Annotated in this window: 16 protein-coding genes and 1 pseudogene; 8 read left to right on the forward strand and 9 right to left on the reverse strand. The window is 73.1% G+C overall.

Annotated features, from left to right (window positions below):
- Nucleotides 1-162: 162 nt before the first annotated feature.
- Both AB0898_RS09335 and mscL read left to right on the forward strand, forming a co-directional pair.
- Nucleotides 163-801 (forward strand): hypothetical protein, encoded by a 639-nt coding sequence (locus AB0898_RS09335; RefSeq protein ID WP_366802247.1) that lies wholly within the window; start codon nucleotides 163-165, stop codon nucleotides 799-801.
- 141 nt (nucleotides 802-942) lie between these two features.
- Nucleotides 943-1,467: a large conductance mechanosensitive channel protein MscL gene (mscL, locus tag AB0898_RS09340; RefSeq protein WP_366802248.1), complete on the forward strand. Its 525-nt coding sequence runs from the start codon at nucleotides 943-945 to the stop codon at nucleotides 1,465-1,467.
- A 19-nt stretch (nucleotides 1,468-1,486) separates the two neighbouring features.
- On the opposite strand, the gene AB0898_RS09345 is transcribed toward mscL, so the two are convergent.
- Nucleotides 1,487-1,666 (reverse strand): hypothetical protein, encoded by a 180-nt coding sequence (locus tag AB0898_RS09345; RefSeq protein ID WP_366802249.1) that lies wholly within the window; start codon nucleotides 1,664-1,666, stop codon nucleotides 1,487-1,489.
- Between the two features lie 74 nt (nucleotides 1,667-1,740).
- Between AB0898_RS09345 and AB0898_RS09350 the strand changes: the two genes are divergently transcribed.
- The 3 genes from AB0898_RS09350 to AB0898_RS09360 all read left to right on the forward strand — a co-directional run bounded on the left by AB0898_RS09350 (nucleotide 1,741) and on the right by AB0898_RS09360 (nucleotide 4,427).
- On the forward strand, nucleotides 1,741-2,385 hold the full coding sequence (locus tag AB0898_RS09350) for a flavin reductase family protein (RefSeq protein WP_366802250.1): 645 nt from the start codon (nucleotides 1,741-1,743) through the stop codon (nucleotides 2,383-2,385).
- 29 nt (nucleotides 2,386-2,414) lie between these two features.
- Nucleotides 2,415-3,443: a P1 family peptidase gene (locus AB0898_RS09355; RefSeq protein WP_366802251.1), complete on the forward strand. Its 1,029-nt coding sequence runs from the start codon at nucleotides 2,415-2,417 to the stop codon at nucleotides 3,441-3,443.
- A 234-nt stretch (nucleotides 3,444-3,677) separates the two neighbouring features.
- A complete protein-coding gene (locus AB0898_RS09360; protein ID WP_366802253.1) occupies nucleotides 3,678-4,427 on the forward strand; it encodes a DUF6227 family protein in 750 nt (249 codons plus the stop codon).
- Between the two features lie 102 nt (nucleotides 4,428-4,529).
- Here AB0898_RS09360 and AB0898_RS09365 read toward each other — a convergent pair whose 3' ends face one another.
- The 3 genes from AB0898_RS09365 to AB0898_RS09375 all read right to left on the reverse strand — a co-directional run bounded on the left by AB0898_RS09365 (nucleotide 4,530) and on the right by AB0898_RS09375 (nucleotide 8,540).
- Entirely contained in the window at nucleotides 4,530-6,686 is a 2,157-nt protein-coding gene (locus AB0898_RS09365; RefSeq protein WP_366802254.1) for a fructose-specific PTS transporter subunit EIIC, read from the reverse strand.
- Between the two features lie 148 nt (nucleotides 6,687-6,834).
- Nucleotides 6,835-7,782 carry a 1-phosphofructokinase gene (pfkB, locus tag AB0898_RS09370; RefSeq protein ID WP_366802255.1) on the reverse strand — a complete coding sequence of 316 codons (948 nt, stop codon included), beginning with the start codon at nucleotides 7,780-7,782 and terminating at the stop codon, nucleotides 6,835-6,837.
- Entirely contained in the window at nucleotides 7,779-8,540 is a 762-nt protein-coding gene (locus AB0898_RS09375; RefSeq protein ID WP_366802469.1) for a DeoR/GlpR family DNA-binding transcription regulator, read from the reverse strand. The genes pfkB and AB0898_RS09375 overlap by 4 nt, the downstream gene beginning before the upstream one ends.
- Before the next feature lie 252 nt (nucleotides 8,541-8,792).
- Between AB0898_RS09375 and AB0898_RS09380 the strand changes: the two genes are divergently transcribed.
- Nucleotides 8,793-9,761: a YafY family protein gene (locus tag AB0898_RS09380; protein WP_366802256.1), complete on the forward strand. Its 969-nt coding sequence runs from the start codon at nucleotides 8,793-8,795 to the stop codon at nucleotides 9,759-9,761.
- Nucleotides 9,762-10,375: 614 nt separating this feature from the next.
- Here AB0898_RS09380 and AB0898_RS09390 read toward each other — a convergent pair.
- Together AB0898_RS09390 and AB0898_RS09395 are read right to left on the reverse strand one after the other, a co-directional pair.
- Nucleotides 10,376-10,774, reverse strand: a pseudogene (locus AB0898_RS09390) (TetR/AcrR family transcriptional regulator); the annotation flags it as partial.
- Nucleotides 10,775-11,281: 507 nt separating this feature from the next.
- Nucleotides 11,282-12,280, reverse strand: a complete 999-nt coding sequence (locus AB0898_RS09395) for a sigma-70 family RNA polymerase sigma factor (RefSeq protein WP_366802257.1) — start codon at nucleotides 12,278-12,280, stop codon at nucleotides 11,282-11,284.
- Nucleotides 12,281-12,475: 195 nt separating this feature from the next.
- On the opposite strand from AB0898_RS09395, the gene AB0898_RS09400 reads away from it, so the two are divergent.
- Nucleotides 12,476-13,027 carry an N-acetyltransferase family protein gene (locus AB0898_RS09400; protein ID WP_366802258.1) on the forward strand — a complete coding sequence of 184 codons (552 nt, stop codon included), beginning with the start codon at nucleotides 12,476-12,478 and terminating at the stop codon, nucleotides 13,025-13,027.
- A 22-nt stretch (nucleotides 13,028-13,049) separates the two neighbouring features.
- Here AB0898_RS09400 and AB0898_RS09405 read toward each other — a convergent pair whose 3' ends face one another.
- Nucleotides 13,050-13,835: a class III extradiol ring-cleavage dioxygenase gene (locus tag AB0898_RS09405; protein ID WP_366802259.1), complete on the reverse strand. Its 786-nt coding sequence runs from the start codon at nucleotides 13,833-13,835 to the stop codon at nucleotides 13,050-13,052.
- Between the two features lie 131 nt (nucleotides 13,836-13,966).
- Between AB0898_RS09405 and AB0898_RS09410 the strand changes: the two genes are divergently transcribed.
- Complete coding sequence (locus AB0898_RS09410) at nucleotides 13,967-14,476, forward strand: MarR family transcriptional regulator (protein WP_366802261.1); 510 nt, start codon at nucleotides 13,967-13,969, stop codon at nucleotides 14,474-14,476.
- Between the two features lie 38 nt (nucleotides 14,477-14,514).
- Here AB0898_RS09410 and AB0898_RS09415 read toward each other — a convergent pair whose 3' ends face one another.
- On the reverse strand, nucleotides 14,515-16,056 hold the full coding sequence (locus AB0898_RS09415; protein WP_366802262.1) for an MFS transporter: 1,542 nt from the start codon (nucleotides 16,054-16,056) through the stop codon (nucleotides 14,515-14,517).
- Between the two features lie 204 nt (nucleotides 16,057-16,260).
- Nucleotides 16,261-16,902, reverse strand: a complete 642-nt coding sequence (locus tag AB0898_RS09420; RefSeq protein ID WP_366802263.1) for a TetR/AcrR family transcriptional regulator — start codon at nucleotides 16,900-16,902, stop codon at nucleotides 16,261-16,263.
- Between the last annotated feature and the right edge of the window lie 227 nt (nucleotides 16,903-17,129).

Here is a 17,129-nt window from a genome sequence, read left to right on the forward strand (position 1 = left end):
TTCCGGGGGACTCCCCGTTGTTTCCGGGGTGCGGGCTCCCCGTTCGGGTGACGGAGTTTTCCACAGGTGCCCGGCCGTTCACAGGCCCCGGCGGGAACCGGCGAAAGCCGTCATCGTGGGCATCGCAAGCAGCCGATTCCCTCGCAGCAGGCGGTGATCCCGATGTCCTCGGCCAACCTGGCTTCCTCCCACCCCTCGACCACCCGCTCCCCGGTCCCGCACGCCTCTCCCCCGGCCTTCCGCGTCCCGCGCCCGCCGGGTACGGACGTCCCGGCGACCCGTGAGGTACCCGCCTTCGCGCCGGTGTGCGCGGGCGGCGGACGGTACGCGGCGCGGCAGCTGACGCGGAGCCGCAGGCGGGCCGTCGCGGCCGGCCTGGCCGTGACGGCGGCGGCGCTGGTCGCGGCGGGACCGCGGGCGATGTCCGGCCCCCGGGACACGGGCGCCGAGCGCCCACGCGGCCGCCCGGCCGCCGAACCGCTGCGCCGGCACGGCCCGGCCGCGATGGTGCGGGCACCGGTACGGATCGCGGACGCGGCGAGCGTACGGCTGCTGCGGCCCGGTGACCGGGTCGATGTGATCGCCGCCGAGGAACGGCCCACGGGCGGCGGTGCCCAGGTGCTCGCGCGCGGCGCGCGGGTGACGCGGCTGCCGGAGCCGCTGGGTGACACCGGGGACGGGGTGCGCGGGGACCCGGTGGGCGGGGGCGGTGCGCTGGTGGTGCTGGCCGTGCCACGTGCGACGGCGGCCCGGCTGGTGGGCGCGAACCCCTCGGCGCGGCTGGCGGTGACGCTCTGGTGAACGACCGTCGCCTTCTGCTCGCAGGCGCGCTGTCAAGTCGCTCGATCGGGCGACGGGATTGGACAGGATGGCCGCACGGTGCCGTAGGTTGCGGAGCGTTTTGTTCCACAACCTGTGCACACGACGAGGAGGCTCACCGAGGTGAGCAAGGCGAAAAAGGAAGCGGCGAGCATTCTGGACGGCTTCAAGGCCTTCCTGATGCGGGGCAATGTCATCGACCTGGCGGTCGCGGTGGTCATCGGTGCCGCCTTCACGAACATCGTCAACTCGGTGGTGAAGGGCGTCATCAACCCGCTGGTCGGCGCGATCGGCACGCAGAACCTGGACCACTACAGCCTGTGCATCCAGTCCCCGTGCACGCCGGCCTCGGACGGCAAGGCCGAGCAGGGCGTGCTGATCCTGTGGGGCTCGGTCGCGGGCGCCGCGCTCCAGTTCCTGATCACCGCGGCGGTGGTCTACTTCCTGATGGTGCTGCCGATGGCCAAGTACCTGGCCCGTCAGGAGGCCCGCAAGAAGGCCCGCGAGGGCCAGTCGGCGGCCGAGCCGACCCCGGTGACCGAGGTGGACGTGCTCCAGGACATCCGCGACCTGCTGGTCGCGCAGCGCAACGGCAGCGCGGACGGCGCGGTCACACAGCAGCGCACGGCCGGGCCGGACGGGCGCTAGCGGGGCTCTTCCATACCGCTCAGAAGTGGTGGGGCGGCTTCTCGTCGAGGAAGCGCTTGAGGTCGGCGGCACTGCTGTCGCCGACCGGGCGCTCGCCCCACCCCCGGTCGGTGTCGTCGGAGGACTGCTGGTTCAGCGGGTCGTCGAAGACGAGCGCGGCCTTGGGGTCGCGCGGCTCGGGTGCGGGGGCGGTGCTCATGGCACCAGGGTACGGCCGCCCCGCCCCGGCACGGTTCGGCGACCACCGAACCGACCGGTTCCTAGGCTCCGGCCATGAACACGACGACACCGTCCGACCATGTGACCATCGAGCCGAGCATCCTCTACTTCGGGACACCGGTGGTGCTCCTGACCACGGAGAACGAGGACGGCTCCGTCAATCTCGCCCCGATGTCCTCCGCCTGGGCTCTGGGCCGGACGGTCGTCCTGGGGCTCGGCCGCGAGGGCCAGACCGCGCGCAACCTGAGCAGCCGCCCGGACCTGGTGATCAGCCTCCCCGGCCCGGACCAGTGGCGGGCGGTGGAGCGCCTGGCCCCGCTCACCGGCCGCCATCCGGTCCCGCCGACGAAGGCACGGGGCTGCCGGTACGAACCCGACAAGTTCGCCGCCGCCGGCCTGCGCCCGGAACCCTCGGACCTGGTCCGTCCGCCGCGTGTGGCGGAATGCCCCCTCCAGCTGGAGGCCCGTGCCGAGCACGTCCGGCCCGACGTCTCGGGCGGCCACGTCATCGTCGAGACCCGGGTCCACAGGGTCCACGCGGCCCCCCGCCTCCTCGTCCCGGACAGCCATCACATCGACCCGGCCGCCTGGAGTCCCCTCATCTACAACTTCCGCCACTACTTCGGTCTGGGCCCGGAGCTGGGCCACTCGTACCGCACCGATACGCCCCGGGACACGGCGGCCACGGAAGCGGCGTGAGCCGGCGGGCTCCGGGCCAGACTGAGGGCATGACTGCTGACGCGGTGACCGATGTCGGAGGCGTGCGGGTCGGACATGCCACGCGGGACGGCGACGGGTGGCTCACCGGGGTCACCGTCGTGCTGGCGCCGGAGGGCGGTGCGGTCGCCGCCGTGGACGTGCGCGGTGGTGGGCCCGGTACGAAGGAGACCGACGCGCTGGACCCGCGCAATGTGGTGGCCAAGGTGGACGCCCTCGTACTCACCGGCGGCAGCGCCTACGGGCTCGACGCCGCGTCCGGGGTGATGGCCTGGCTGGAGGAGCGGGGGCGCGGGGTGCGGGTCGGGGCGGACCCGGCACATGTCGTGCCGGTCGTGCCGGCGGCCTGTCTCTTCGATCTGGGGCGCGGCGGGGACTTCCGGGCCCGTCCGGACGCGGCGCTGGGACGCGCGGCGGTCGAGGCCGCCGCGGCCTCCGGGCCGGGTGCCGCGCTGCCGCAGGGCTGTGTGGGCGCGGGGACTGGTGCCGTCGCCGGGGTGCTCAAGGGCGGGGTCGGCAGCGCGAGCACGGTGCTGGAGTCGGGGATCACGGTCGGCGCGCTCGCGGTGGTGAACGCGGCCGGGTCCGTGCTGGAGCCCGAAACGGGCGTGTTGTACGGGGAGTTGTTCGAGGGGAGGGTGCCGTATCCGGAGCGGCGGACGCACGAGGCCGCGCGGCGGCGGCTGGCCGAGGTGGCCGCGCGGAACCCGGAGCCACCGCTCAACACGACGCTGGCGGTGGTGGCGACCGACGCGGACCTGACCAGGGCCCAGGCGCAGAAGCTGGCGGGCACCGCGCACGACGGCATCGCCCGGGCCGTACGCCCGGTGCATCTGCTGCACGACGGCGACACGGTCTTCGCGCTGGCGACCGGCGCCCGTCCACTCGACCCCGGGCGGCCCCTGGCGCTCAACGCGGTCCTCGCGGCGGGCGCGGATCTGGTGACGCGCGCGATCGTGCGCGCCGTGCGCGCCGCGCGCCCGGTGGCCGGTCCGGGCGGGGCGTGGCCGTCGTACGAGGAGCTGTACGGGAAGCCGTGAGAGAGCGGGGTGTGGACGGAGAGACCCGGTAACACCCGCTTTTTCCAAGGCTGTTGGGGCTGCCGTGACGGAAGGAGTGAGCGGATTTTTTTCACGGAGGCGCAGCTCACGGGAACCATCCGGGCCCGGCGGGCGTTTACCCCTAGTACGTTTCTCGGTTCCCGGGCACGATGTCCGACCGAGGGGCTACGGTATGCACCCACCAGGTGACATGCAGCGACGCCGGGAGAAACCTTGAGCGTTCCGTACGAGACGGCGGAGTACGAATCCGCCGAGTCGCCCGAGTCTCCCGAGGAGCACCTCGCGCGGCTCCTCGGCCGCACCCTGAACTCCTTCGAGCTGCCCGACGAGGTGATACGCCGACTCGACTGCGCGCTGGCGCACGACAGTTCGCTGCACTCCGCGCACCACAGCGCGGGGCTGCACCGCGAGACGTACCGCCACACCTGGCTGCTCGCGGACGGTTCGGCGGTCACCCTGTGGGAGCTGGTCCACAACACCGCCCCGGGCGGCGAGGCCCAGCACGAGGTGTACATCGACGAGGAGGAACTCCAGACGGCCACCGCACGCCTCGCGCTCCCCCAGGAGACGCCCGACTTCGAACTGCCGCTGCTGGCCGAGCTGTCGGCGGTCCCCGAGCCGCGCCATGTGTACGTCGCGGACAACTCGGCGGACCACGCGCGCCGGCTGCTGCGCCGGGCGGAGAACCCGGACCGGCCGGACGCGGAGACGGCGGCGCTGCTCGCGACGACCGCCGCGCACCAGATCACTCAGGCCTTCGGCCGCCCAGGGCGCCGGACGGCGCGGGCGGGACTGAGCTTCGCGCTGTACGAGCACGCGTTCCTGCTGCGGGACGGCCGGGAGGTCTCCCTGTGGGAGGTCGAGCACACGGCGACGCCCGACGGGCGGCACATGTGCGAGGTGTACACGAGCCAGGACGCGGCCCGGGACGCGATGGAGCGCCGGGCGGCGGCGCACGGCTGACGGTTCGCCCCCGTCCGAGAGATGTCCCGGGCGCCGAAAAGGCGTCACGGCCCGGGACTCGGAGGTCCGGGCCGTGACGCCTCGCGTCGAAAGCGGCTGCCGTCAGGCGGCTATCGGCTGCTTCGCGCCCTGCTTGTCCTCGGCCGGGGTCCCGGCGGAGCCGGAGGCCGTGTCGCCGGGCTGCTTGCGGGTGCCCTTGAGCAGGATCACCAGGGCGGTGCTGACGCAGACGCCCGCGGCGATGGCGACCAGGTAGAGGAACGCGTTGCCGATCAGCGGGACCACGAAGATGCCGCCGTGCGGGGCGCGCAGGGTCGCGCCGAACATCATCGACAGCGAGCCGGTGACCGCGCCGCCGACCATCGCGGACGGGATGACCCGCAGCGGGTCGGCCGCCGCGAACGGGATCGCGCCCTCGGAGATGAAGGAGGCGCCGAGCACCCAGGCGGCCTTGCCGTTCTCGCGCTCGGTCGGGGTGAAGAGCTTGCCGCGCACGGTGGTGGCCAGGGCCATCGCCAGCGGCGGGACCATGCCGGCCGCCATCACCGCGGCCATGATCTTCATCGCGGAGTCGCTGGGGCTGGCGACGGCGATACCGGCGGTGGCGAAGGTGTAGGCCACCTTGTTGACCGGGCCGCCGAGGTCGAAGCACATCATCAGGCCGAGGAGGGCGCCGAGCAGGATGGCGTTGGTGCCGGTGAGCCCGTTGAGCCAGTCGGTCATGCCCTTCTGGGCGGCGGCGATGGGCTTGCCGATCACCACGAACATCAGGAAGCCGACGATCGCCGAGGAGATGAGCGGGATCACCACGACCGGCATGATGCCGCGCAGCGCCGCCGGGATGTTCACCCGCTGGATCGCCATCACCACGCCACCGGCGATCAGACCGGCCACCAGGCCGCCGAGGAAGCCCGCGTTGATGCTGAGCGAGATCGCGCCGCCGACGAAGCCGGGGACGAGGCCGGGCCGGTCGGCCATGCCGTAGGCGATGTAGCCGGCCAGGACCGGGACCAGGAAGTTGAAGGCCATGCCGCCGATCTGGAACAGCAGCGCGCCCCAGCTGTCGGCCTGGGTCCACACGAAGTGGTCCATGACGGAGGGGGCCTTGTTGACCGTCCAGCCGCCGATCGCGAAGCCGAGGGCGATGAGCAGACCGCCCGCGGCGACGAACGGGACCATGTAGCTGACGCCCGACATCAACCATTTGCGGAGCTTGGTGCCGTAGCCCTCGGTGGAGTCGCCGGTGCGTTCCACCGGGGTTCCTCCGGCCGGGGCGCCCGCCGGGGCGGTCTTCTCGCCGCGCTCGGCCTTGGCGCGGACCTCGGTGATGAGGTCGGCGGGGCGGTTGATGCCCGCCTTCACACCGACGTCCACGGTGGGCTTGCCCGCGAAGCGGTCCTTCTCGCGCACCGGCACGTCGTGGGCGAAGATCACGGCGTCCGCCGCCGCGATCACGGCCGGGTCGAGCCGGGTGAAGCCCGCCGAGCCCTGCGTCTCCACGACCAGCTCGACGCCCGCCTCACGGCCCGCGTTCTCCAGCGACTCGGCCGCCATGTAGGTGTGGGCGATGCCGGTGGGGCAGGAGGTGACGGCGACGATCCGGAAGGGCCGCGCCTGCGGAGTGGCTTCGGTCGCGGCCGACTCCTCCGCGGCCGACTCCTCCGGGGCCGCCGGTACCGTACTGCCCGCCGCGGCGTCGGCGGAGGCCGCCGCCGACGCCGTGGCGGTGTCCTCGGGGGCGCTCTCCGCGGAGGCGCTCTCCGCGCCCTCGACGCCCTCGGCACCCTTCGCCTCGCCGCCCTTCGCCTCCGCCGCAGGCTCCTCGCCCCGGATCAGCGCCGCCGCCGCACCCGCGTCGGAGACCGCCCGCAGCGCGTCGGTGAACTCGGAGTTCATCAGCTGGCGCGCCAGGGAGGAGAGGATCGCGAGGTGGGCGTCGTCCGCGCCGGCCGGGGCGGCGATCAGGAAGATGAGGTCGGCGGGGCCGTCCGCCGCGCCGAAGTCGATCCCGGCCGCGCTGCGCCCGAAGGCGAGCGTCGGTTCGGTGACGTGTGCGCTGCGGCAGTGCGGGATGCCGATGCCGCCGTCCAGGCCGGTCGGCATCTGCGCCTCGCGGGCGGCCACGTCGGCGAGGAAGCCCTCCAGGTCGGTCACCCGGCCCTGGGCCACCATGCGTGCGGCGAGGGCGCGCGCCGCCGCTTCCTTGCTCTCGGCGGACAGGTCGAGGTCGACCAGGTCCGCGGTGATCATCTCGCTCATCGCGGGCTCCTTTGCTCGCGTATCGCCCGGGATGTGGGGTGGGCGTGACGGGGGACGAGGGTGGTGCTGTGGGGGAAGTCGGAGGGGTGGGACAGGGCGGGCACGGCACCGGCCGCCCGGGGGGACCGTCGGGACGGGGACCCGGCGCTCATGACACCGGCTCCCGGAGCGGGCGGTCGGACGGGATGTCCGCCGTGACCGTCACGCCCGCCGGGTCCAGGTCGGCGGGCGTCGGCATCACACTGCCGGGCAGCTGTACGGCGGCCGCGCCATGCGCGACGGCGGAGGCCAGGGCCTCGGGCCCGCTGCCGCCCGCGATCAGGAACCCGGCGAGGGAGGAGTCTCCGGCGCCGACGTTGCTGCGCACGGCGTCGACGGGCGCGGTCGCGAACCAGGCGCCGTCGCCGTCCACGAGCAGCTGGCCGTCGGCGCCGAGGCTGGCGAGTACGGCGCGGGCGCCCATCGCGCGGAGTTCCTCGGCGGCCTTGACCGCGTCGCCCACGGTGAGCAGCGGGCGCCCGACGGCTTCGGACAGTTCCTCGGCGTTGGGCTTGACCACGTCGGGCCGGGCGCGCAGGGCTTCGAGGAGCGCGGGCCCCGAGGTGTCCAGGGCGATGCGCTTGCCCGCAGCGTGCGCCCGGGTGACGAGGTCGGCGTACCAGGCGGGGGCCAGGCCCCGGGGCAGGCTGCCGCAGCAGGCGATCCAGTCGGCGTCGCCGGCGTGTGCGCGGACGGTGTCGAGGAGCGACTCCTGCTCGGCCGGGGAGAGTTCGGGCCCCGGCGCGTTGATCTTCGTGAGGACGCCGTCGGCCTCCGCGAGCGCGATGTTGGAGCGGGTGGCCCCGGCGATCGGCACCGGGGCGACCTCGATGCCCTGCGCGTCGAGCAGTTCGGAGATGAGGGCGCCGGGGGCGCCGCCCAGGGGCAGTACGGCGACCGTGCGCCGGCCGGCCGCGGCGACGGCGCGCGAGACGTTCACGCCCTTGCCGCCCGGGTCCATGCGCTCGCCGGCGGCGCGGATGACCTCGCCGCGCTCCAGGGCGGGGACCTCGTAGGTGCGGTCCAGCGAGGGGTTCGGGGTGACGGTGAGGATCATGCGCGTACTACTTCCGTGCCGCCGCGCTCGATGGCGGCCGCGTCGTCGGGGCTCAGCCCGCTGTCGGTGATCAGCAGGTCCACCTCGTCGAGACCGGCGAAGCGGGCGAAGTGCTCCTGGCCGTGCTTGGCGGAGTCCGCGAGGAGGACGACCCGGCGCGCGGCGGCGACGGCCGCCCGCTTGACGGCGGACTCCGCGAGGTCGGGGGTGGTCAGACCGTGCTCGGCGGAGAAGCCGTTGGCGGCGACGAAGGCCACGTCGGCGCGGATCTCGCCGTACGCGCGCAGCGCCCAGGCGTCCACGGCCGCGCGGGTACGGTGCCGGACCCGGCCGCCGATCAGATGGAGCTGGATGCCCGGGTGGTCGGCGAGGCGGGCGGCGATGGGCAGGCTGTGGGTGACGACGGTGAGCGAGGCCTCCAGCGGGATCGCGGCGGCCAGGCGCGCCACGGTCGTACCCGCGTCGAGGATCACCGTGCCGTCCACGGGCAGCTCCGCGAGGGCGGCCTTGGCGATGCGGTCCTTCTCGCCGGCGGCGGTGGACTCGCGCTCGGTGAGGTCGGGCTCGAAGTCGAGGCGCCCGGACGGGATGGCACCGCCGTGCACCCGGCGGACCAGGCCCGCGCGGTCGAGGGCCTTCAGGTCGCGGCGGATCGTCTCGGCCGTGACCTGGAACTCCTCGGCCAGCGACAGCACGTCCACCCGGCCGCCCTCACGGGCCAGCCGGAGGATCGCCTGCTGCCGCTCCGGTGCGTACATCCGTGCCACCTCCGCGTCGTCTCCGGACCGCTGTCCGGTCGTCGTACGGTCCATTCGTCTCGTCCCACGCGTCCGGTCATCGCCGTTGATGCCCGAACGTGTGGTTTCACTCGGAGGCTACGCCGGGATTTCCGGAAAGTAAACGGGTTCGGACTCGATTCGGGCATGAACGGACTTCCGGGCGGACCGGAACGGAAATCGCCACAGGAAAGCGGACGGCTTCCGTCCTCTTTCTCCGTCATCCTCGACCCCATGACGACGGACACCCCGGCGCGCCTCCTCCGCCTGCTCTCCCTCCTCCAGACCCCGCGCGAGTGGCCCGGCGGCGAGCTGTCGGAGCGGCTCGGGGTCTCCCGCCGTACCGTGCGCCGGGACATCGAGCGGCTGCGCGAGCTGGGCTACCCGGTGCAGGCCACCAAGGGTGCCGAGGGCGGGTACCGCCTGGTCGCGGGCAAGGCGATGCCCCCGCTGCTGCTCGACGACGAGGAGGCCGTGGCCATCGCCGTCGGACTGCGCGCCGGGGCCGGGCACGCGGTGGCGGGCGTGGACGAGGCGTCGGTACGGGCGCTGGCGAAGCTGGAGCAGGTGCTGCCCGCCCGGCTGCGCCACCGCGTGACCACCCTCCAGGCCGCGACCACCCCGCTGACCGGCGGCGACGGCCCGAGCATCGCGCCGGAGACGCTGACCGCGCTGGCCTCGGCGGTCACCGGACGCGAACGGCTGCGGTTCGCCTACCGCGCCGGGGACGGCGGCGAGTCCCGCCGGCTGACCGAGCCGTACCGGCTGGTGTCCACCGGCACGCGCTGGCACCTCGTCGCGTACGACCTGGGGCGCGAGGACTGGCGGACCTTCCGGGTGGACCGGGTGGACGAACCGTTCGGCACGGGGGCGCGCTTCACACCCCGGGAACTCCCCGAGGGCGGCATCGAGGCGTACCTGCGCCGCTCGATCCACCTCCACCAGGAGAGCTACGACTTCACCGTCCGCTTCCCGGAGCCGCCCGAGTCGGTCGTGCCCCGGCTGCCCAAACGGCTCGGCACGGTGGAGGGTTACGGGGACGGCGGCTCGGTGCTGCGCGGGACGAGCGGCGAGCCCGTGGAGTGGCTGGCGGTACGGCTCGGGCTCACGGGGAAGGAGTTCACGGTGCTGGAGCCGGAGGAACTGATCACCTGCGTAAGGGAGTTGGGCGAACGCCTGAGCCGCGCCGCCCCCGACTCCTAGCCCTTGCCCGGCTCTTCCTCCCAGGCGAACCCCGTCAGCGCCTCCAGGTTGCGCAGGGCGAGCGCGGCCGGGCCCGTGGCGCCGGTGTGCGGCGCGGCGGTGTGGGCCCAGGACTCGACGGCGACCCGCACGGCCGCCCCCGCGACAGCGGCGGCGAAACGGAGGCGGGGGGTGACGGGGGCGACCTCACCCTCCACGGAGGCCGCAGGGCCGACGCCCGCCGCAGGACCGGGACGCGTCGCCCCGGCAGTCGACGCCGCCTCGGCCCCGGCGCCTGCCGCAGCCCTCACGCCCGCCGAAGAGCCGGCACCTGCCGAGGGCCCAGCACCCACCGCCGCAGGACCGGTACCCGTCACGGACCCGGCACCTGCCGCAGGACCGGTACCCGTCGGGGACCCGGCACCTGCCGCAGGGCCGGCGCCTGCCACGGACCCGGCAGTCGCCGCAGCCCCCGCGCCTGCCGAAGAGCCGGCAGCCGCCGCAGCCCCCGTGTCCGCCGAAGAGCCGGCACCTGCCACGGACCCGGCGCCCGCCGCCGCCCCGGACCCGGACCCGCCAACGTTGTCGGAGCCGTCCACAGCCCCGCCCCCCGACCGGCCCGCTGCCCCCGCGCCCGTCCGCCGTTCCGCCAGTACTCGCGCCAGTTCCTCCTCCGCCTCCTGGCAGACCTCTGCCCACACCTTCCGCAGGGCGGGTCCGGTGTGGGCCATGCGGATGAGGGTGCGGGCCCATTCCCAGGTGGAGGCGGAGACGCCGGTGCCGGGGGCGAGGGTGTGGTCGACCGCGTGGCGGAGGGCCTCGGGGAGGGTCAGGTGTGCCGGGGCGGCGCGGACCGCCTCTGTCCAGCACTGGGCGCCGGCCGCGTAGAGCGGGGCGACCGCCTCTTCCTTGGAGGCGAAGTAGCGGTAGAAGGTGCGCGGGGCGATGCCCGCCGCCGCGGCGATGTCCTCGGCGCGGGTGGCTTTGAGGCCCTGGCGGACGAAGAGGGTGGCCGCGGCGCGGGCGATCTCCATGCGGGTCTCGGCCTTGCGGCGCTCGGTCAGGGACGCCGAGGGGGAGGCCGGAAAACGCTGCCGGTGTGCGGTGGTGCCGGTGGTGCCGGTGGTACGGGTGGTGCTCACGTCGGCAGGCTATGCCCATGTGGCAGAATCTGCCATTCGGTGGGCCACCCCGCGGTTCAGGTGCGGGGTGGCCCACCTCCGCACAGGCGTCCACAGGTCTCCACCCGAGTCTCACCCCGTTCCGCCCCACGCAAAAGCCGGGCCCGGCACCTGGGGGGGATAGGTGCCGAGCCCGGCTGGGGAGTCCCGGCGCCGGGGGGGATGGCGCCGGAACTGGTTCGGTTGGGGAGTGCGGCCCCGGGAGCACTCGAACTCCTGGGCCCGGAAGGGTTGTTCCCCCGGGACCGGGCGTTGAAGCGACGGTACCGCGCCATGTTGACGCGGCCCCCGCGACGCACCACCGCGGCCCCCGCGACGCACCTCCACGCTCCCCGCGAAGGGGCCCGCACTCCCCGTCGATCAGGCGGCCGCGTCGAACCCGGTGTCGCGGGCCAGCTTCTTCAGTTCGAGCAAAGCATGCTTCTCGATCTGCCGGATGCGCTCGCGGGTCAGCCCGTGCTCCTTGCCGACCTCGGTGAGGGTGCGCTCGCGGCCGTCCTCGATGCCGTACCGCATCTTGATGATGGAGGCCGTGCGCTCGTCGAGGCGGCCGATCAGGTCGTCCAGCTCCTCGCGGCGCAGCAGGCTGAGCACCGACTGCTCGGGCGAGACGGCCGAGGTGTCCTCCAGCAGGTCGCCGAACTGGGTCTCGCCCTCGTCGTCCACCGACATGTTCAGCGAGACCGGGTCGCGGGACCAGTCGAGCACGTCCGTCACGCGCTCCGGCGTCGAGCCCAGCTCGGCGGCGATCTCGGCGGGCTCCGGCTCGCGGCCGTTCTCCCGGTTGAACTCGCGCTGGACGCGGCGGATGCGGCCCAGCTCCTCCACCAGGTGGACGGGGAGCCGGATGGTGCGGGACTGGTCGGCGATGGACCGGGTGATGGCCTGCCGGATCCACCAGGTGGCGTACGTCGAGAACTTGAAGCCCTTGCGGTAGTCGAACTTCTCGACCGCGCGCACCAGGCCGGCGTTGCCCTCCTGGATGAGGTCGAGCAGGGGCAGACCGCTGCGCGGGTAGCGCCGGGCCACGGCCACGACCAGGCGGAGGTTGGAGCGGATGAAGACGTCCTTGGCCCGCTCGCTCTCCTCGAACAGCGTCTCCAGCTCTTCGCGGCTCGCCTCGGCGGCGGTCTTCTCCACTCCGTCGAGCACCTGCCGCGCGAACACACCCGCTTCGATGGCCTGGGACAGCTCGACCTCCTTGGCGGCATCGAGGAGCGGCGTACGCGCGATCTCGTCGAGGTACATGCCGACCAGGTCCCGGTCGGCTATCTCGCCGCTGTGGACGCGGACGCTCCTTGCCGAGTCGGCCGTCTCGCCGGTGACCGACCTACGACGGGCGACGGCACGGGTTGCCATGCGTGCTCCCTTGCGATTGGGCGGGTGGGTCCTGAAATGAACGCTCAAGCACTCCCGGGACTCTCTCTCGGGACTCTCGTCGAGTGCCCTGCATCCGTGGGAAACAACGACTGGAATCCGGACAGAATTCCCAACCCGGCCCCCGAATTTCCTGATCATGCAGTACCCTGCGGGGCCACACAGGGAGGGGCGACGGTGACCGGACGTACGGAGGCGCAGGTCAGACCCGGCGCGGAGGCCGATCTCGGCACCCTCACGGACCTCTACAACCACTACGTGCGTGAGACGGCCGTCACATTCGACACGGCGGAATTCACCCACGCGGACCGCAGGGCCTGGCTGCTCTCCCACCCGGAAGACGGGCCGTACCGGCTGAAGGTTGCCACCGACCCGGATTCCCAGGAGATTCTGGGGTACGCGACCTCCAGCCCGCACCGCCCGAAGGCGGCGTACGCGACCTCCGTGGAGACCTCGGTGTATCTCGCGCCGGGCGCGACCGGGCGCGGGGTCGGCACCCTGCTTTACACCGCCCTCTTCGCCGCGCCGGCGAAGGAGGACGTGCACCGCGCGTACGCCGGGATCGCGCTGCCGAACGAGGCCTCCGTCCGGCTGCACACCCGCCTCGGCTTCCGGCACCTGGGCACCTTCGGCGAGGTGGGCCGCAAGTTCGGCCGCTACTGGGACGTGGCCTGGTACGAGAAGGCGCTCCCGGGCCGCCCGGGCCAACCGGGCCACCCGGGCCGCTGAGACCGCCCGGCCCACCGAGCCCTCACCCGAACTGCAGCGACCGCTTCGCCAGCCCCATCCAGAAGCCGTCGATCACGGACTTCGGCCCGTCCAGGTCGCCCTCGGCCGCGCCCATGGTGACGAAGAGCGGCGCGAAGTGCTCGGTGCGCGGGTGGGCGTAGCGCCCGGCCGGGGACTTGTCGAGGAAGTCGAGGAGCGCGTCCCAGTCCCGGGCCTCCAGCGCCCGCCGGCCCCAGTCGTCGAACTCGGCGGACCAGCCCGGCACGCCCGCGTGGCGCAGGGCGGCCAGGTTGTGGGTGAAGAACCCGGAGCCGACGATCAGCACGCCCTCGTCGCGCAGCGGGGCGAGCCTGCGCCCGAGGTCCATCAGGCGGGCCGGGTCGAGGGTCGGCAGCGAGACCTGGAGGACGGGGATGTCGGCGTCCGGGAACATCTCGACCAGCGGGACGTAGGCGCCGTGGTCCAGGCCCCGGTCGGGGATGTCCTGGACGGGCATGCCGGGGGCGCGGAGCAGCTTGCGGACGGATTCGGCCAGCTCGGGGGCGCCCGGGGCGGCGTAGCGGACGCGGTAGTAGTGCTCGGGGAAGCCCCAGAAGTCGTAGACCAGCGGGACGGTGGTCGTGGCGCCGAGTGCGAGCGGGGCCTCCTCCCAGTGGGCGGAGACGACGAGGATCGCGCGGGGGCGGGGCAGATCCGCGGACCAGGCGGCGAGCTGGCCGGGCCAGACGGGGTCGTCGGCGAGCGGGGGCGCGCCGTGGCTGAGATACAGCGCGGGCATGCGCTCGGACACCTGCGGCTCGGCGGACATGGCGGCTCCTCCCGGCGGTCTGCTCGGCTCAGCATCCCGATGACCGGCGATGCTTGAACTCTCAAGCTTTACTCGGACAGAGTACGGCCAGATTGTTCAAGTTTCAAGAACGGCACTCGTACAGTGGGCACATGAACACGGCATCGGACTCCGCCGACGGGCACCGCTGGCTCACCGACGAGGAACAGCGCGTCTGGCGCTCGTACCTGCACGCCACGACGCTCCTGGACGACCATCTCGACCGGCAGCTCCAGCGCGACGCCGGAATGCCCCACATGTACTACGGGCTGCTCGTGAGCCTCGGCGAGGCACCGCGCCGCAGGCTGCGGATGACCGAGCTGGCCCGGAAGTCGAAGATCACCCGCTCCCGGCTCTCGCACGCGATCGCCCGCCTGGAGAACAACGGCTGGGTGCGCCGCGAGGACTGCCCCTCCGACAAGCGCGGCCAGTTCGCGGTGCTCACCGACGAGGGCGCTCAGGTGCTGCGCCGGACCGCGCCGGGCCATGTGACCGCCGTACGGCAGGCGCTGTTCGACCGGCTGACCCCGGAACAGCAGAAGACCCTCGGCGAGATCATGCATATCGTCGCCGAGGGTCTTCAGCCGAGCGAAGCGGGTGCCGACCTGCCCTGGCTGCGCTGAGCCGGGCAGGCCCCTCCTCACGTCAGGGGGTCAGCGGTTCAGTGCGCGACCACCGGGACCGGCACCTCGTCCGCCGCGCCCTCGCCGTCGCCGGAGGCCACCTTGGTGGAGCCCGGACGCCCGGCGTTGACGAAGGTGAACGCGATCAGCGAGGCCAGCGCCAGGATGCCGACCGCGAACCAGATCGCCGTGCTGTAGCCGTGCACCATGCCCTGGAGCTGGATCAGCTGCGCCTGCGGCTTGGAGGCCGCGCCGGCGATGTGGTCCTTGACGTACGACGTGGTCGCGGACGCGGCGATGGTGTTCAGCAGGGCGGTGCCGATCGCGCCGCCCACCTGCTGCGAGGTGTTGACCATGGCGGAGGCCACACCGGCGTCGCGGGGCTGGACGCCCATGGTCGCCAGCGACATCGCGGGCATGAACGCCGTACCCATGCCGAGGCCGAGCAGCACCATGGCGGGCAGCAGGGTCGCGGTGTAGGAGGAGTCGATCTTCAGCTGGGTCAGCAGCAGCATGCCGACACCGGCGACGAAGAAGCCGGGGCCCATCAGCAGGCGCGCCGGGACGCGGGTCATCAGACGGGCGCCGATCTGGGTCGAGCCGGTGATCATGCCCGCGACCATGGGCAGGAACGCGAAGCCGGTCTTGACCGGGGTGTAGCCCTTCACGATCTGCAGGTAGTAGGTCAGGAAGAGGAACAGGCCGAACATGCCGATGATGGCGAGGCCGAGCGAGAGGTAGATGCCGCCGCGGTTGCGGTCGGAGACGACGCGCAGCGGGAGCAGCGGGGCCTTGACGCGGGACTCGACGACCACGAACGACAGCAGCAGCACGACGGAGGCGACGAACATGCCGATCGTCAGGCCGTCGCTCCAGCCGTCGGACTCGGCGCGGGTGAAGCCGTAGACCAGGGCGACCAGGCCCAGGGTCGAGAGGATGACGCCGGGAATGTCCAGCGGGGAGCGGTTGCGGCCGCCCTCGGGCTCACGGATGACGAACCAGGCGCCGAGCGCGGCGACGATCGCGAACGGGACGTTGACGAAGAAGGTCCAGCGCCAGTCCAGGTACTCGGTGAGGAAGCCGCCGAGGATCAGGCCGACGGCGCCGCCGCCGCCCGCGATGGCGCCGTAGATGCCGAACGCCTTGGCGCGCTCCTTGGCGTCCGTGAACATCACGGCGAGCAGGGAGAGCGCGGCCGGGGCCAGCAGGGCGCCGAAGACGCCCTGGAGGGCGCGGGCGCCGAACATCATGACGCCGCTGGTGGCGATGCCGCCCAGCGTGGAGGCGGCGGCGAAGCCGATGAGACCGATCAGGAAGGCGCGCTTGCGGCCCCACTTGTCGGCGATGCGGCCGCCGAAGAGCAGCAGGCCGCCGAAGGCGAGGGCGTAGGCGGTGACGACCCACTGCCGGTTGCCGTCGGAGATGCCGAGGTCGCGCTGGGCGGACGGCAGGGCGATGTTCACGATGGTGGCGTCGAGGACGACCATCAGCTGGGCGAGCGCGATGAAGACGAGCGCCTTCCAGCGGTTGCTGTCGCCGCCGGACGCGGCGACGGGAGCCTTGTCGGCTGTCTGAGACATGGGGGTACCCACTCCGGTACTTCGTGAGGATGAGACTCGTGAGGATGCGTGCGCCTCGCGGGCGATCCGTACGGCGCTGTACGGGCGAGAGGCGTGCGGTACTGGCGGCGCGCCCTCGGGGCGGCCGTAGGCATGCGGGGTCGCGGAGCCGGGGCGCGGGCCCGGACCGGTCGGTCGAGCGGTCAGGCGGTCAGGTCGGTTCGGTCAGGGCCGGCGCAGATCCTCCATGGTCACGGCCGTACCCGGCAGGACGGAGCGGGCCGGGGCCCGCAGACCGTCCAGGAACAGCTGGAGATGACGGTGGACGAAGCGGTCGGCGCTGAAGCAGACGCTGCCGGCCGGGGGCCGGCTGAGCTGCGCCGCGGCGACCAGCACGTCACCGACGCCGACATCGGTCCGCAGCTGCCCGGCGGCCTTCGCGCGGTCCATGATCTCCACGACCAGCCCCTCGATCCGCCGGCGCGAGGCCTCCAGGTCGGGGTGGTCGTGGTCGAAGGCGCTGGAGATCATCGGGCACAGCGCGCCGATGCGTTCGTCGGCGGAGGTGTGCACGAAGCGCTCCAGCGCGGCGAAGGCGTCGCCGGTCTCCGTGAGGGCCTGCTCGGCCGCGCGGGCCGTGCGGTCCATGACGGAGCAGACGACCTCGCGGGCCAGGGCGTCGCGGTCCGGGAAGTTGCGGTACAGCGTGGCGTTGCCGACGCCGGCCCGGCGGGCGATCTCGTCGAGCGGCACGTTGAGGCCGTGTTCGACGAACATCTCGCGGGCGGCGGTGACGATCCGCTCCCTGTTGCGCAGCGCGTCGGCGCGGGGCCGGGACGCCTTGCGGGCGGGGGCTGCGGTCTGCACGGCAACTCCAGTTCATGACGGTCGGGCGGGTGGACACGGGGACGAGCGGTGCTCGCCGTCCGGCGTTGCGGGGAACGTCTCCCCGTTTCGCGCGGACACAGGGCTAAACGGGGAGATGCTCCCCGGTTATTTCCACCGGCGGGACATTTCGCGTGTGACCTGAGTCACGCAGCTCCGCACCCCTGTCCCACTTGCCGCGATTCACCCCCAGCCTATGTGATTCACAC

The sequence above is a fragment of the Streptomyces sp. NPDC005435 genome (genome assembly GCF_040703155.1).
GTDB lineage: Bacteria > Actinomycetota > Actinomycetes > Streptomycetales > Streptomycetaceae > Streptomyces.

Bases quoted from the DNA above. Each gene is read 5' to 3' on its own strand.
- AB0898_RS09415 (WP_366802262.1), bottom strand. From the start codon at position 16,056: ATGTCTCAGACAGCCGACAAGGCTCCCGTCGCCGCGTCCGGCGGCGAC.
- AB0898_RS09380 (WP_366802256.1), top strand. From the start codon at position 8,793: ATGACGACGGACACCCCGGCGCGCCTCCTCCGCCTGCTCTCCCTCCTC.
- AB0898_RS09410 (WP_366802261.1), top strand. From the start codon at position 13,967: ATGAACACGGCATCGGACTCCGCCGACGGGCACCGCTGGCTCACCGAC.
- AB0898_RS09350 (WP_366802250.1), top strand. From the start codon at position 1,741: ATGAACACGACGACACCGTCCGACCATGTGACCATCGAGCCGAGCATC.
- AB0898_RS09375 (WP_366802469.1), bottom strand. From the start codon at position 8,540: ATGTACGCACCGGAGCGGCAGCAGGCGATCCTCCGGCTGGCCCGTGAG.
- AB0898_RS09405 (WP_366802259.1), bottom strand. From the start codon at position 13,835: ATGTCCGCCGAGCCGCAGGTGTCCGAGCGCATGCCCGCGCTGTATCTC.
- AB0898_RS09355 (WP_366802251.1), top strand. From the start codon at position 2,415: ATGACTGCTGACGCGGTGACCGATGTCGGAGGCGTGCGGGTCGGACAT.
- AB0898_RS09365 (WP_366802254.1), bottom strand. From the start codon at position 6,686: ATGAGCGAGATGATCACCGCGGACCTGGTCGACCTCGACCTGTCCGCC.
- AB0898_RS09335 (WP_366802247.1), top strand. From the start codon at position 163: ATGTCCTCGGCCAACCTGGCTTCCTCCCACCCCTCGACCACCCGCTCC.
- AB0898_RS09395 (WP_366802257.1), bottom strand. From the start codon at position 12,280: ATGGCAACCCGTGCCGTCGCCCGTCGTAGGTCGGTCACCGGCGAGACG.
- pfkB (WP_366802255.1), bottom strand. From the start codon at position 7,782: ATGATCCTCACCGTCACCCCGAACCCCTCGCTGGACCGCACCTACGAG.
- AB0898_RS09345 (WP_366802249.1), bottom strand. From the start codon at position 1,666: ATGAGCACCGCCCCCGCACCCGAGCCGCGCGACCCCAAGGCCGCGCTC.